At 69.9% G+C, this 13,973-nt stretch carries 13 protein-coding genes; 6 read left to right on the top strand and 7 right to left on the bottom strand.

Annotated features, from left to right (window positions below; translation table 11 throughout):
- Positions 1–490: 490 nt before the first annotated feature.
- The 4 genes from AC1PLR_RS20395 to AC1PLR_RS20380 form a co-directional block, all read right to left on the bottom strand.
- Complete coding sequence (locus AC1PLR_RS20395) at positions 491–757, bottom strand: DUF2164 domain-containing protein (protein WP_267119671.1); 267 nt, start codon at positions 755–757, stop codon at positions 491–493.
- Positions 754–1,653: an oxygen-dependent coproporphyrinogen oxidase gene (gene hemF / locus AC1PLR_RS20390; RefSeq protein ID WP_481102141.1), complete on the bottom strand. Its 900-nt coding sequence runs from the start codon at positions 1,651–1,653 to the stop codon at positions 754–756. Before hemF ends, AC1PLR_RS20395 begins: the two co-directional genes overlap by 4 nt.
- A gap of 75 nt (positions 1,654–1,728) precedes the next feature.
- Positions 1,729–2,283, bottom strand: a complete 555-nt coding sequence (locus AC1PLR_RS20385; RefSeq protein WP_481102140.1) for a hypothetical protein — start codon at positions 2,281–2,283, stop codon at positions 1,729–1,731.
- A gap of 408 nt (positions 2,284–2,691) precedes the next feature.
- Positions 2,692–5,076, bottom strand: coding sequence for a S9 family peptidase (locus AC1PLR_RS20380; RefSeq protein ID WP_481102139.1), 2,385 nt, complete (start codon positions 5,074–5,076; stop codon positions 2,692–2,694).
- 209 nt (positions 5,077–5,285) lie between these two features.
- On the opposite strand from AC1PLR_RS20380, the gene AC1PLR_RS20375 reads away from it, so the two are divergent.
- The 4 genes from AC1PLR_RS20375 to AC1PLR_RS20360 all read left to right on the top strand — a co-directional run bounded on the left by AC1PLR_RS20375 (position 5,286) and on the right by AC1PLR_RS20360 (position 9,761).
- Complete coding sequence (locus AC1PLR_RS20375) at positions 5,286–5,705, top strand: hypothetical protein (RefSeq protein WP_481102138.1); 420 nt, start codon at positions 5,286–5,288, stop codon at positions 5,703–5,705.
- 177 nt (positions 5,706–5,882) lie between these two features.
- Positions 5,883–7,283, top strand: a complete 1,401-nt coding sequence (locus tag AC1PLR_RS20370) for a cytochrome ubiquinol oxidase subunit I (protein WP_371180644.1) — start codon at positions 5,883–5,885, stop codon at positions 7,281–7,283.
- Complete coding sequence (gene cydB, locus AC1PLR_RS20365) at positions 7,283–8,299, top strand: cytochrome d ubiquinol oxidase subunit II (RefSeq protein WP_010342708.1); 1,017 nt, start codon at positions 7,283–7,285, stop codon at positions 8,297–8,299. The genes AC1PLR_RS20370 and cydB overlap by 1 nt, the downstream gene beginning before the upstream one ends.
- Positions 8,300–8,399: 100 nt before the next feature.
- Entirely contained in the window at positions 8,400–9,761 is a 1,362-nt protein-coding gene (locus AC1PLR_RS20360; protein WP_481102137.1) for an AMP-binding protein, read from the top strand.
- Positions 9,762–9,930: 169 nt separating this feature from the next.
- Here AC1PLR_RS20360 and AC1PLR_RS20355 read toward each other — a convergent pair whose 3' ends face one another.
- Genes AC1PLR_RS20355 through AC1PLR_RS20345 form a run of 3 tightly spaced genes read right to left on the bottom strand, consistent with a single transcriptional unit; the run spans position 9,931 to position 12,828 of the window.
- Positions 9,931–10,464: a P-loop nucleotide/nucleoside kinase family protein gene (locus AC1PLR_RS20355; RefSeq protein ID WP_481102136.1), complete on the bottom strand. Its 534-nt coding sequence runs from the start codon at positions 10,462–10,464 to the stop codon at positions 9,931–9,933.
- Positions 10,457–11,473: a chorismate transformation FkbO/Hyg5 family protein gene (locus AC1PLR_RS20350; RefSeq protein WP_193314733.1), complete on the bottom strand. Its 1,017-nt coding sequence runs from the start codon at positions 11,471–11,473 to the stop codon at positions 10,457–10,459. Before AC1PLR_RS20350 ends, AC1PLR_RS20355 begins: the two co-directional genes overlap by 8 nt.
- Positions 11,470–12,828 (bottom strand): NAD(P)/FAD-dependent oxidoreductase, encoded by a 1,359-nt coding sequence (locus AC1PLR_RS20345; protein ID WP_481102135.1) that lies wholly within the window; start codon positions 12,826–12,828, stop codon positions 11,470–11,472. The genes AC1PLR_RS20350 and AC1PLR_RS20345 overlap by 4 nt, the downstream gene beginning before the upstream one ends.
- 130 nt (positions 12,829–12,958) lie before the next feature.
- Between AC1PLR_RS20345 and xanC the strand changes: the two genes are divergently transcribed.
- The gene (gene xanC / locus AC1PLR_RS20340; protein ID WP_003470209.1) at positions 12,959–13,228 is read left to right on the top strand and encodes a xanthomonadin biosynthesis acyl carrier protein XanC; all 270 of its coding nucleotides are present in this window, start codon (positions 12,959–12,961) and stop codon (positions 13,226–13,228) included.
- On the top strand, positions 13,203–13,934 hold the full coding sequence (locus tag AC1PLR_RS20335) for a COG4648 family protein (RefSeq protein ID WP_371180636.1): 732 nt from the start codon (positions 13,203–13,205) through the stop codon (positions 13,932–13,934). The genes xanC and AC1PLR_RS20335 overlap by 26 nt, the downstream gene beginning before the upstream one ends.
- Positions 13,935–13,973: the final 39 nt, after the last annotated feature.

Below are 13,973 nucleotides of genomic sequence, written 5' to 3'. Positions count from 1 at the left end.
CGGCATGACGTTGCGGTGCCTTGCGTAGACATCGCGCGTGCCGGCTCGCGGAAAATTGAATCGGGTTTTTGGACGGATTATCCCGCCAGTGATTTTCGCTTTCCCATTCGCGCTGTTTTTTTGACCCGGTGGCGCGCTGAAGCGCCTGGAATTCCAACTGGCGTCACACCCTGCGGCGCGCGGCGCTGCAGCGGCTGAACGGAATTTTGACGCGGTTTATTTCGGGCGGATTTTGCGAATGAATCCGTCCTTAATCTGACAAATTTTTAACTTAAATCTTCACGAACGAGCAAGGTGGGAAATGTTCTTATATCCCTCGACAGGCGCAATACCTGTCGCGGATCTCCTCCCATCCCCTGGAGCAGATCCAGGAACGGCGACTCCTCCCCAAGTCTCCGTTCCCTGGCCCCGCCGACCTCCCCCTGGTCCGCGGGGCTTTTTTATGCCCGCAGTTTTTCGGCGCCGCATTCCCCGGCGTCTGCTGCCGCGTTCAGCGGCGCGCGTCGGTCGGCTGCTGCAATTGATAGAGCGCGTCGTCCAGGGTGTCCATCTGCGCGGCCAGCGTGGTGCGGGCATCGTGCAGGCCGCGGTTGTAATAGTGCGGGCCGATGCGCTCGGCGACGAAGTCGAGCAGGAATTCGGCCTCGAACGCACCGACCTGCTGCTGCAGCTCGGTGCGCAGGTAGGCCTGCAGCTGTTCGGCGATGGCGCGCTTGTCCTCGCGGCCCAGCACCGCGGTGCGCGCCGGCGCGCTCACGCCAGCCACTCGCGTGGCACCAGGTATTCGGCCAGGCGCGCCTCGGCGCTGCCCGGTTCCGGCTGGAAGCCGTATTCCCAGCGCACCCGCGGCGGCAGGCTCATCAGGATGCTCTCGCTGCGCCCGCCGCTCTGCAGGCCGAACAGGGTGCCGCGGTCGTAGACCAGGTTGAATTCGACGTAGCGGCCGCGGCGGTACAGTTGGAACTCGCGCTCGCGCTCGCCCCAGGGCTGGCCGCGGCGGCGTTCCACGATGGGCAGGTAGGCGTCGAGGAAGCCGTCGCCGACCGCGCGCTGGTAGGCGAAGTCGCGCTCGAAATCGGCGTGCAGGTCGTCGAAGAACAGGCCGCCGACGCCACGGGTCTCGTTGCGGTGCTTGAGGAAGAAGTACTCGTCGCACCAGCGCTTGTGCGCCGGATAGCGGTCCTCGCCGAACGGCGCGCACAGGTCGTGCGCGGTCTGGTGCCAGTGGCGGGCGTCCTCGTCGAACGGGTAGTACGGGGTCAGGTCGAAGCCGCCGCCGAACCACCAGGCCACGGTGACGCCATCGCGCTGCGCCTCGAAGTAGCGCACGTTGGCATGGGTGGTGGGGATGTACGGATTGAGTGGGTGGAACACCAGCGACACCCCGACCGCGCGCCAGGAGGCGCCGGCCAGTTCCGGGCGGTTGGCGCTGGCCGAGGGCGGCAGGCGGGTGCCGGCGACGTCGGAGAAGCCGATGCCGGCCTGCTCGAACACCGCGCCGTCGCGCAGGATGCGGGTGCGGCCGCCGCCGCCCTCCGCGCGCTGCCACAGGTCTTCGGCGAAACGGGCCTGGCCGTCGGTGGCCTCGATCGCCGCGCAGATGCGGTCCTGCAGGCCGGTGAGATAGTCGCGGACACGGTCGAAGGTATGCATGCCGCCATTCTAGAAGCTCGTTGTGTCAGCCGTCTGCGGCCGGCTGCACGGACGGGGCAGAGCGGTCGGGGTGCGTCAACGGCGGAACTCGGCGCGGATCGCGGGGCGGCACAGCTGGTAGACCAGCCAGCCGTGCAGGCCGGCGAAGACCAGGGCGGTCAGCGCGCCGCTGACCATGAGCGTGATCCGGCCCAGGGCCAGGTCGTGCTGGAGCTGTTGCGGGTCGACGCCCTGCTGCAGGGTCCACGCATGCAGCAGGTCGAACAGTTGCCACAGCAGCGGCAGCGCCGCGAAGTTGGCCGCGGCGGTGACTACCAGGAACACGATGAATGCCCGCCGCGCCCAGTCGCGCCGCTGCAGCAGCGCCCACGCCGCCGCGCCCAGCGCCGCGGACAGCAGCGCGGTCAGCCAGGACAGCGCCAGCGCATGGGTCACGCACCACTGCAGCAGGGGCGGCAATGGCAGGCCGGCCTCGCGCAGCACGCCCTCGATCGCCCCGTCCGGCAATGCCAGCAGCAGTAGCGCCTGGCCAATCCCGTACAGCAATGACAGCACCCCCAGCAGCAGCGTGAGCTTGGCCATCGCGTCGATGGTCTGGTTGCGGGCGGCTGGCAGGGGCGGGGGCGACATCGGCGGTCCTTCGGGCGGGGCGGCGCTGGCGGCGCAGCACCGGCGGCAGTCCGGCAAGGATAGGGATGGCGGACCCGGGCGCAAGCCGGTTGGGCGCGCGATGGTGTCCCCCTGCGCATGTGCCTGGCGCTTGGCCGACGGCAAGGTCGTCCGTTGCCGTCCGGGCCGGGGCTGCCAAAACCGCTGGGGCGCAGGCAGTGCCGGGTCCGGCGGCTGTGGGCGCCTGCGTAGGAGCGGCTTCAGCCGCGACGGTGCGTTCCCGGTAACGCGTCGCGGCTGAAGCGGCTCCTACGCGATGGCGTGATGCGTGGCGGGTGCAGAAGGTTGGCGGTGTCCTGCGGTCGCCGCGCTGAGGGCTCCCCGGCGCCTGCCGCACGTCGACGGCAGGCACCTCGGCGCGCACTCGGCTCAGCGCAGCTCGCGCTCGAACAGCTTGAGGATGCGCTTGTACTCGTCCAGCCAGGAATCGGCGCGGGTGAAGCCGTGCTTCTCCAGCGGGTACGGCGCGATCTCCCAGTTGTCCTTGTGCAGCTCGATCAGCTTCTGGGTCATGTCCACCGAGTCCTTGAAGAACACGTTGTCGTCGACCATGCCGTGGGCGATCAACAGGTGGTCGCGCAGGCCGCTGGCGTATTCGATCGGCGAGGAGGTGCGGTAGGCCTCCGGGTCCAGGTCCGGGGTGTTGAGGATGTTGGAGGTGTACTCGTGGTTGTACTGGCTCCAGTCGGCCACCGGGCGCAGCGCGGCGCCGGCCTTGAACGTGCCAGGGCTGCGGAACAGCGCCATGTAGGTCATGAAGCCACCATAGGAGCCGCCGTAGATGCCGGCGCGGCTGCGGTCGCCCTGCTTGCTGTCGACCAGCCAGTCCAGGCCGTCCAGGTAGTCCTCCAGCTCCGGGTGGCCCATGTCGCGATAGATCGCGGTGCGCCAGTCGCGGCCGTAGCCGGCGCTGGCGCGGTAGTCCAGATCCAGCACGATGTAGCCCTTCTGCACCAGCAGGTTGTGGAACATCTGCTCGCGGAAGTACGGGCTGTAGCGCGCCGACACGTTCTGCAGGTAGCCGGCGCCGTGCACGAACATCACCACCGGATAATGCTTGCCCGGCTCCGGCTGCGCCGGACCGTAGTACTTGCCCCAGACAGTGCCGGCGCCGTGCTTGGACGGCACCTGCACGAACTGCGGCTGCACCCACGGGCGCGCCTTGAACGCGGCGCTGCGGGTGTCGGTGAGCACGCGCGCGTTGCCGCCGGCGGCCGGCAGCACCGCCAGCTGCGGCGGCAGGTAGGGGCCGGAATAGTGCACCAGCAACTGCTGGCCGTCCGGCGACAGCGCGAAGTCCTCCACGCCGTCCAGCGAGGTCAGCTCGGCGACGCTGTCGTTGCGCAGGTCGAGCTTGCACACCTCGTAGTCGCCCGGCCACTTGCGGTTGCACAGGAACAGGAAGCCCTGGCCGTCGGCGCTGACCACCGGCGCCGACACTTCCCACTTGCCGGAAGTGCGCTGGCGCGGCTTCTCGTTGCCGCGCTGGGTGTACAGGTGCGAATAGCCGGACTGCTCGGACAGCAGCCACAGGGTCTGGTTGTCCGGCATCCAGCCGAAATCGTTGAAGCTCCAGTTGATCCAGGCCGGATCGGTGAGGCGGTGGCGCGGCTGCAGCACCGCCTTGTCCAGATCGACGCTGGCGATCCAGCGGTCCTTGTTGTCCACCGCACGCAGCAGCACGGCGACGCTGCGGCCGTCCTCGCTCCAGTGCATGGAGGCGCCGCTGCCGTCGCCGTCGGTCTCCACGCGCACCGCGCGCGGGCCCTGCAGCGGCTCCTGCTTGGCGGCCTTGCGCAGCGCCGCCAACGGATCGGTGCCGATGCCGGGCAGCACCGACAGGTCGAGCTTGCGCACGCTGCCGGCCACCGCGTCGACCAGCCACAGGGTCTGCGCCACCGGCGAATTGCGCCCGACCAGGGTGCGCGCTTCCTGGAACTCGGCGTAGCCAGACTCGGTCACGTACTTGGGCATCTTGCTGTCGCGGCCTTCCTCGGCGCCCTTGGCGTGGGTGACCACCAGCAGGTGGCGGCCGTCCGGCGACAGCGCGCTGTCGTCGACCACCACGTCGTCGCCCAGGTACACCGGCGCCGGCGCGCGGCTGCTGTCGGCGCGGCGCCAGGCCTGCTCCTGCTGGCGCAGCAGCTCGCGCTGCGCGCGGTCGCGGGCCAGGGTTTCCAGGGTGCGCAGCTGCTGGTCGCGCAGCACGTCGGGCTTGGGCGCGGCATCGGGATCGCGCTCGGCCTTGAGCACCGCGGCCTGCTGCACGCCGCCGCCGGGACTCCAGCGGTACCAGTCGTTGCCGACCCGCCACAGCGCGCCGCCATCGGTGGTGAACTGCGGCCGCGCGGCGGCCTGGTTACTGCGGGTCAGCTGGGTCAGGGCGCCGCTGCGCAGGTCGCGCAGGAACACGTCGCCGTTGCGCACGAACAACATGCGCTGGCGGCGCGCGTCATAGACCGGATTGGCCGCGTCCAGGGTGTTGCGCTGCGCGTCCTCGACCCGCTGCGCGGCGCCGCCGTCGACGCCCTGGCGGTAGGTGTCGCGCACCGGGCTGCCGGTGCGCTTGAGCTGGTACTGCACCTGGTGCCCGTCCCAGGCCCACCAGGCGTCCTCGACTGGCGGCCCGATCCAGTCCGGATCGGCCATGGCCTGCTCGATGGTCAGCGGGGCGGCGGCCTCCTGGGCCGCGGCCAGCGGCGGCAGGCAGGATAGGGACAGCAACACAACAGCGCTCAGGGCGAGACGACGCATCTGGAATTCCGGGCGAACGGCAAACCGCAAGGGTAGCAGTCGCCAGGGAGGCGCGATTGCGCCGTTGGTCATGGGCGGCATTGGAAGCCTAGGCCTTGTAGTCTTGGCGACGGTGCTGGCGGACACGCGCCGGGTAGATCGGCGCACGCGGTGGCTGCGCCATGATCGCTCGTCACACCGCGCGTTGCTTCAGGTCACGACGGCCTGGCATGACGCAGGCCAAGGTCGGCGCGCCACCGGGCAAGCAAGTATGCAAACGCGAGGGAATCATGAAAAGTGTGCTTGTGTTGGCGGCGCTTGCAACAGGTGGCGGACAGCAAACGCACGACTTGCCGAAGACCGACTGCGCGTCCAGCTTGCGCCCACTCGAAACCATTCGGCCAGCGCTGCCAGGGCGCACGGGAAGCCTGTTCATGGGCTCGATCTACGTCGCGATCGTGATCGAAAGGAATGGCGACGTATCGTTTGCCGAAATATCGAGGGTCGATGTCAAACAGTTGGAGAAAAGAAAATTCTCCGATTCAGGATACGCTGAAGCGGTGCTTGACGCTGTCGGACAGTGGACGTTTCCCGAGGTGGGCATGCGATGCAAAAAGGAAGTCCAGGTGGAGCTGGCGCTGTCTGATTGAGGGAGGCGCCGGGCTTGAGACGTGGTCCGATGAACCGAGCCTCGAACAGAGCCTTCTTTCCGCTCTCGCGGTTGCGCCAACCCTGGGGTGATATAGGCGCTGCGACAAACCGTCACATCCCATTTCGCCGCGCTGCACCAACAATAGGCATCGTTTCCGCTGCCTCAGGCGCTATGTATGGACGCCCTGCTGCTGTCGCGCATCCAGTTCGGATTCGTCATCAGTTTCCACGTGCTGTTCCCGGCCTTCACCATCGGCCTGTCGAGTTGGCTGGCGTTCCTGGAGTGGCGCTGGCTGCGTACCCGCGACACGGTGTGGCGCGATCTGTACTTCTTCTGGCTGAAGATCTTCGCCGTGTCCTTCGGCATGGGTGTGGTCAGCGGCATCGTGATGAGTTTCCAGTTCGGCACCAACTGGGCGGTGCTCAGCGAACGTGCCGGCAACATCCTCGGCCCGCTGCTCAGCTACGAGGTGCTGACCGCATTCTTCCTGGAAGCCTCGTTCCTCGGGGTGATGCTGTTCGGCTGGCACAAGGTGCCGGAAAAGCTGCACTTCCTGGCTACCTGCCTGGTCGCCATCGGCACGCTGATCTCCACGTTCTGGATCCTGTCGGCCAACAGCTGGCTGCAGACGCCGGCCGGCTACGCCGTGGTCGAGGGCGTGTTCCACCCGGCCAACTGGCGCGAGGTGATCTTCAACCCGTCGTTCCCGTACCGGCTCACGCACATGGTGCTGGCCGCCTTCATCACCACCTGTTTCGTGATCGGCGGGGTCAGCGGCTGGTATCTGCGTCGGGGCGAACATCTGGACGCGGCCGGACGCATGCTCAAGCTGGCGGTGGCGTTCGCCGCGATCGCGCTGCCGTTGCAGATCGCCGCCGGCGATGCGCATGGCCTGAACACGCTCGAGCACCAGCCGATCAAGGTGGCGGCGATGGAAGGGCATTGGCATGGCGAGGCGAAGGGGCAGGGCGTGCCGCTGGTGGTCTTCGCGGTGCCCAACGAGGCCGCCGAGCGCAACGACTACGAGGTGACCATTCCGCGCCTGGGCAGCGTGATCCTGACCCATACGCTGGATGGCGAGATCACCCCGCTGACCGCGGTGCCGCGGGACGAGCGGCCGCCGGTGAAGCCGGTGTTCTACGCGTTCCGGGTGATGGTCGGGCTGGGCATGGCGATGCTGCTGCTGGCGCTGGTGTCGCTGTTCTTCTGGTGGCGCGGCACGTTGCTGCGCCGGCGCGCGCTGCACCTGGCGTGGAACGCGATGCTGCCGGCCGGGTTCGTGGCCCTGGTCGCCGGCTGGTTCGTCACCGAGATCGGGCGCCAGCCGTATGTGATCTATGGCCTGCTGCACACCCGCGACGCGGTCAGCCCGGTCAGCCCGGCGATGGTGTGGATCTCGCTGAGCGTGTACGTGCTCGCTTACGCGCTGGTGTTCGGCTTCGGCAGTTGGTACATCCTGCGCATGCTGCGCCATGGGCCGCTGCCGCACGAGCCGGCGCCGCGCATGCAGGAGGGCGACAAGACCCCGGCACGGCCGCTGTCGGCGGCCGACGACGACATCGAGGAGACCCGCTGATGGACATGGCGACCGTATTGCCGGTGATCTGGTTCGGCGTGATCGGCTTCGGCGTGCTGATGTACGTGCTGCTGGACGGCTTCGTGCTCGGTCTGGGCATCCTGGCGCCGTTCGCCGAGGACGAGGAGCAGCTCGACCTGATGATGAATACCGCCGCGCCGATCTGGGACGGCAACGAGACCTGGCTGGTGCTCGGCGGCGCCGGCCTGCTGGCGGCGTTCCCCAAGGCCTACGCGATCGTGCTGTCGGCGCTGTACCTGCCGGTGCTGCTGATGCTGATCGCGCTGGTGTTCCGCGGCGTGGCCTTCGAGTTCCGCTTCAAGGCGCGCACATCCAAGTACCTGTGGGGCTGGGCATTCGCACTGGGCTCGCTGTGCGCGGCGTTCTGGCAGGGGGTGATCCTGGGCGCGCTGGTGGAAGGCATGCCGCTGCAGGACGGCAAGTACCTGGGCGGGGTGCTGGGCTGGTTCAGTCCGTTCTCGATGCTCACCGGCGCGGCGGTGGTGTTCGGCTACGCGCTGCTCGGCGGCAGCTGGCTGATTCTCAAGACCGAGGGCGCGATGCAGCGCATCGCCCGCACCCTGACCCGGCCGCTGGTGCTGGTGGTGGTGGTGTTCATGGGCCTGGTCAGCGCCTGGCTGCCGTTCCTGGACTCGCGGATCATGGCGCGCTGGTTTCACGACGGGAACTTCTGGTGGCTGTCGCCGGTGCCGCTGCTGGTGCTGGTCAACGCGCTGGCGCTGTGGCGCGCGGCGATGGCGCAGGGCCGCGATGCGCGCCCGTTCGTGCTGACCCTGTGTTTCTTCGTGCTCGGCTTCTTCGGCCTGGTGCTGGGCATCTGGCCGAACATCGTGCCGCCCGGGCTGACCATCTGGGAAGCGGCCTCGCCGCCGTCCTCGCAGGGCTTCGTGCTGGTCGGGCTGGCGGTGCTGCTGCCGGTGATCCTGGGCTACACGGCGTGGTCGTACCGGGTGTTCCGCGGCAAGATCACCGCCGACACCGGCTACCACCACTGACCGCGGCCGCGGCCGGGCGGCTTGCCAGCGGCGGCGGTGGCGGCCAAGCTACCGGCTCCCCGCGCCGTGCGGGTCACCGCCTGCCCGAGCCGCGCCCTGCATGTCCGCCGTTTCCTCCGAGATTCCCGCTTCGCCCCTGTTGCATCCACTGGCCGTCGGCGACGCGCGGCGCCCGCTGGCCTTCGCCAACGGCGAGCACATCGACCTGGCCACCTTCCTCGGCCACGTGCGCGGCCTGGCCGCGGTGCTGCCGGCCGGCCGGCATGCGCTGAACCTGTGCGAGGACCGCTACCGCTTCATGGTCGCGTTCTGCGCGGTGGCGCTGCGCGGGCAGACCTCGCTGCTGCCGTCCTCGCGCGCGCCGGCGGTGGTGGCCGAGGTGCAGCGCACTCATGCCGACTGCTACTGCCTGGGCGACCTGGCGCTGGCCGAGCCGCCGCCGCGCTACTGGCAGTTGCCGGACGCGCTGCCGTCGCTGGACGGGCCGATGCCGCAACTGGCCGACGACGCGCTGGTGGCGATCGGCTTCACTTCCGGCAGCACCGGCGCGCCCAAGCCCAATCCCAAGACCTGGGGCAGCTTCCTCACCAGTACTCGCCAGGACCTGCTGGCACTGGTCGGGCTGTGGCCGGAGACGGCGGTGCCGCAGGTGGTGGCGACGGTGCCGCCGCAGCACATGTACGGGATGGAGCTGTCGATCCTGTTGCCGCTGGTGACGCCGCTGGCGGTGCACGCCGGGCGTCCGTTCTTTCCCGAGGACGTGGCCCGCGCACTGGCGCAGCTGCCGGCGCCGCGGCTGCTGGTGACCACGCCGGTGCATCTGCGTGCGCTGGTCGAATCCGGCGTCGTCCTGCCGCCGCTGGCCGGCATCGTCTCGGCCACCGCGCCGCTGGCGCAGGACCTGGCCGCCGCCGCCGAGGCGCGCTTCGGCGGCGAGGTGCGCGAGATGTTCGGTTCCACCGAGACCTGCGTGTTCGCCAGCCGCCGCACCGCCTGCGAAGTGCCGTGGACACCGCTGCCGGGCGTGCGCGTGGCGCCGCAGCCGGACGGCACCCTGGTGCACGCGCCGCACCTGCCGCAGCCGGTGCTGCTGGCCGACCTGATGGAAGTGGACGCCGACGGCCGTTTCCAGGTGCGCGGGCGCCAGGCCGACCTGCTGGAAATCGCCGGCAAGCGCGCCTCGCTGGCCGATCTCACCCGGCGCCTGCTGGCGCTGCCGGGCGTGGTCGACGGCGCCATGCTGCAACTGGATCCGGAACCCGGCCAGGCGGTGGGCCGCATCGCCGCGGTGGTGGTGGCGCCGACCCTGGACGAGGCCGCGATCCTGGCCGCGCTGCGCCGCGAACTGGACCCGGTGTTCCTGCCGCGCCGGCTGCGCCTGCTCGACGCCCTGCCGCGCAACGAGACCGGCAAGCTGCCGCGCGATCGCATGCTGGCGTTGCTGGCGGCGCGCGAGGACTGACGGGGCGGTCGACCGCGCCGGGATCGGGATCAAGCCGGCTTGGCAAGCGGCCAAGCGACCCCGACGTCTGCGATACGCCGAGCCTGTCTCGCGGCAGGTCGCCTCGCATGCGCAGGCATGCCCGTCGCTGCGGCATAACCGGTTCTGCCGCGATCCTGCCGGTACCCGCTCAGGAAAGCGCGGCGGCGACCTGCGCGCACAGGTGCGGCAGATCCACCGGCATGCGGGTGTCCACGTCGATCACCGTCCCCAGGCCGATCGGGCCGGGATAGTCGGCAAGCAGGTCGGGCGGCAGTTCCCGCAGAGGGTGCGCCGCATGCTGCGTGCCCGTCGCGGCGCGCGCGCGGAAGCGGCGCAGGGTCTCGTCATGGCCGCAGTGGCAATGGACTTCCACCAGCCTCGCCTCCAGTGCGGCGATCCTGCCGCGTTCGTAGTCGCTGCGGGGTCGGAAGTTGGCTTCCAGCACCGCGTGCGGACTGCGCTGTGCCAGCGACCAGAGGATCTCCATCGCGGCGCCGCCTAGACGGCGCGACGCGGCGAGATCGCCGCCGCCATCGCCCAGGGCGTCGGTCAGCGTCTCCTTGATGAAATCCTTGCAGAACAGCGGAAAGCCCAGGTGCGCCGCCAGCGGGACCGCCAGCGTGGTCTTGCCGGCACCGGGGGCGCCGGACACCAGGACGATCTTGCGTTGCCGTTCAACCATGCACGCCGTCGATCTCCACCGCCAGTTCGTCGCGGCAGATCACCGCGTGCAGCAGCAGGCGCGGCACGCGCTCGCCGAAGCGGGCATCGAGGGCATCGGCGACCAGCGGCAGGTCGCCGGGCTCGCGCACATAGACCTTCAGCCGGGTGCCATCGCCGAACTGCGGCGGCAGGTCCGGGGCGTGCTCGCGCGCGGCCGCCAGCAGGGCGTCGAAGTTGGCAAAGGTTTCCTCCAACTGCGCCAGTAGCTGGCCCTGGTGCATGGAGGCGTGGCCGACCACGCTGGCGGTGCCCGACAGCAGCAGCGGCATGTCGCTGCCGGCCGGCGGCAGCATGGCGCGGGCGAAGCTGGGCGGCTGCGGGCCGTACTGGCGCGGATAGCGGTAGGCGCTGACCTGGCGCGGGTTCTCCAGCGGGGTGCCGGCCTGCGCGGCGGCCAGCCAGTAGATCTGCATCACCCGTGCGTCGTCGCAGCGGCCGACCGCGGTCGCCGCCGGCAACTGGGTGGCGTCGAAATCGCCCAGCCCGCGCGCGCGGCCGACGCAGAAGCGCCGGTAGCGCTCGCGGTCGCCGCTGCCAAGGGTGATCGCGTCCAGATAGTTCCAGATCCGCAGCAGGCGCGGAGTGGCGCTGCCGGCGACGAAGGCGCTGAGCTGCGCGTAGGCGAGCGCGGCGGCTTCCTCGATGTCCAGGTCGACCTGGCGCTCGTCGATCTCGATGACGCCGAACTGCAGGCGGCCGTCGCTGGCCCAGGCGATGGCGCCGTCGCGGCCGCTGTGCACGGGGGCGTCGGTGCGCCACACCTCGAGCATGCGCGGGCCATGCGGCTGCAGCGGCACCCGCAGGTAGCGCGGGTCCTCGTGGTAGGGCGCGGTCTCGCCGAAGCCGAACACCGCCAGCACGCGGTCCTCGGCCAGCCACTGGCTGGGGTCGGTCTCGGCGACATAGTCCACCTGCAACTGCGGATGGCCCTGCGTGTGATGTGGAAACTGCAGGTGCGGGCGGCTCATGGGGTGTCTCCGTGCAAGGTGTCGCCGTGGAACGATTCGCGGGCCTGGCGGCGGCGGTGGCGCCAGGCGCGCCATGCCCGCGGCAGCATCGCCACCGCGGACAGCGCATAGATGGCACGGAACACCCGCAGACGGCGCAGCACCGCACGGTTGTCGAAGACGTCGCCGGCGAGCATCGCCACCACGGCCTGCTCCACCTGCAGAACGTTGCGCGGCTGCGCGAACAGCTCGCGCATGGTCGGCGAGGTGAAGCGGTAGATGAACCACTTGAACTCGTCCAGGCCGCCGCGCAGGTGTCGCTCCAGGCGTCGCTGCAGTCGCGCTTCGCGGGCCGGGTCGCGAAGCGCCGCGTCGACCATGGCTGCGCCGCGCTCGGCGCTGTGCATGGCCAGGTACACGCCGGAGGAGAACATCGGGTCGACGAAGGCGTAGGCGTCGCCGAGCATCAGCCAGCGCGGGCCGCTCATGCGCGTGCATTCGTAGGCGTAGTTGCCGGTGGCATGCACCGGTGCCACGCGCTGCGCGTCGGCCATGCGCGCCACCACGTCCGAATTCAGTGCCAGCGTGCGCAGCAGGAACGTCTCGCTGTCGCAGCCCTGGCGGGTCTTCATGTATTCCGGGTCGCACACCGCGCCCACGCTCATCACGTCGTCGGGCAGCGGGATCAGCCACATCCAGCCGTGCGCGTGGCGGTAGATGCTGATGTTGCCGGCGTCCTCGCCCGGGCGTCGCGCCACGCCGCGGAAATGGCTGAACAGCGCCGCCGACTGGTGCCGCGGGTTGGCGCGCTTGAGCTTGAGCTTGTTGCCGAGGAAGGTGTCGCGGCCGCTGGCGTCGATCAGGTAGCGCGGCCGGTAGTGGCGCACGCCGTCGGCGCTGCGCGCCTGCACCGTCGGCGTCTCGCCGTCCAGCTTCACCGCCTCGACGCGCACACCCTCGTGCACGTCGGCGCCGACCGCGCGCGCATGCGCGAACAGCACCCGGTCGAAGTCGGCGCGCGGCACCTGCAGTGCGAAGTCGGACTGCGCGCCCAGCGCGTGCGCGAAACGGAAGGTGTTGTAGCCGCCGGCGTCGTTGGGGAAGTCGGCGCCGAGCTTGAGCACGCCGATCGCCCGCACCTGGTCGAGCACGCCCAGCCGCTGCAGGATCGGCATGTTCATCGGCAGCAGCGATTCGCCGATGTGGAAGCGTGGGTGGTGGTCCTTTTCCAGCACCGTCACCCGCCAGCCGCGTTGCGCCAGGGCAATCGCCGCCGCGCAGCCGGCCGGCCCCCCGCCGATCACCAGCACGTCGGGCGTTTCCGCCTCGATGGCGCTTGCGGTGGGGGGAGGGGAAGCAACAGCGGGGGACGTCATCCTGAGGGAACCTGCGGCGCAACGGCGGGGCGAAACGGCATGATAGCGTGCCGTTCGCGGGCCGATGGTTGCGCCGCAGCGCCCGATGCACCATCTTGTCGCACCCGTCCTTACGCCTGGAAGCCCCTGGATGTCTTCGCAAACCGCCGCCGAACGTGAACTGGCCGAGCTGCTGGTCGAGAGCCTGAACCTGGAAGACGTCCAGCCCGGCGACATCGATCCGGAGGCGCCGCTGTTCAATACCGGCCTGGGGCTGGACTCGATCGACGCCCTGGAGCTGGCGCTGGCGATCAGCAAGCGCTACGGCTTCCAGCTGCGTTCGGACAACGACGAGAACCGCCGCATCTTCGCCTCGCTGCGCGCGCTGTCGGCGCATGTCGAAGCCAACAAGACCAGCTGAGCCGGCCGACGCCGCGCCCTGGGCGCTGGCCCTGGGCGTGCTGCTGGCGCTGGCCTACTCGCCGCTGGCGCACTGGGCCAACGCCGCGCACCGCCCGGACCTGGCGGTGCTGGCCGGCGCGGCGCTGGTGCTGATGGTGCTGGTGGAGCCGATGGCGCGCTGGCGGCCCTGGGCCTGGGCGCTGGCGATCGCCGCGACGGCGGCGCTGGTGCCGCTGTGGCGCTCGCCGCACGCGCTGCTGCTGCTGGCCGCGCCGCCGGTGCTGTTCACCGCCTGGGTGGCCTGGTTCTTCGGGCGCAGCCTGCAGCGCGGGCGCACGCCGCTGATCACCCGCATCGTCGAGGCCCTGTACCGCCAGGCCGGCATGCCGATCACCGCGGAGCAGCTGCGCTACACCCGCCGCCTGACCCTGGCCTGGACCCTGCTGCTGGTGGCGCTGACCCTGCTCAATCTGGTGCTGGCGCTGTGCGCCCAGCCCAGCGGGGTGCTGGCGCAACTGGGCCTGGCCGCGCCGCTGCCGATCAGCGACGCGCGCGCCTCACTGTTCGCCAATCTGCTGGGCTACGGGGTCATCGGCGGCTTCTTCGTCGGCGAGTACCTGCTGCGCGGGCGCTGGTTTCCGCAGCGTCCCTACCGTAATCTGCCCGATTTCCTGCACCGGTTGGCGCGGCTGGGGCCGGTTTTCTGGCGCGATCTGTTGCGCTGACGTGCGGGAGTGCAGGGGACGCAAGGGTCGTGCAGATCA

It is taken from the genome of Xanthomonas sp. NCPPB 3570 (genome assembly GCF_056725115.1).
This window is presented reverse-complemented; position numbering and strand designations above follow the sequence as displayed.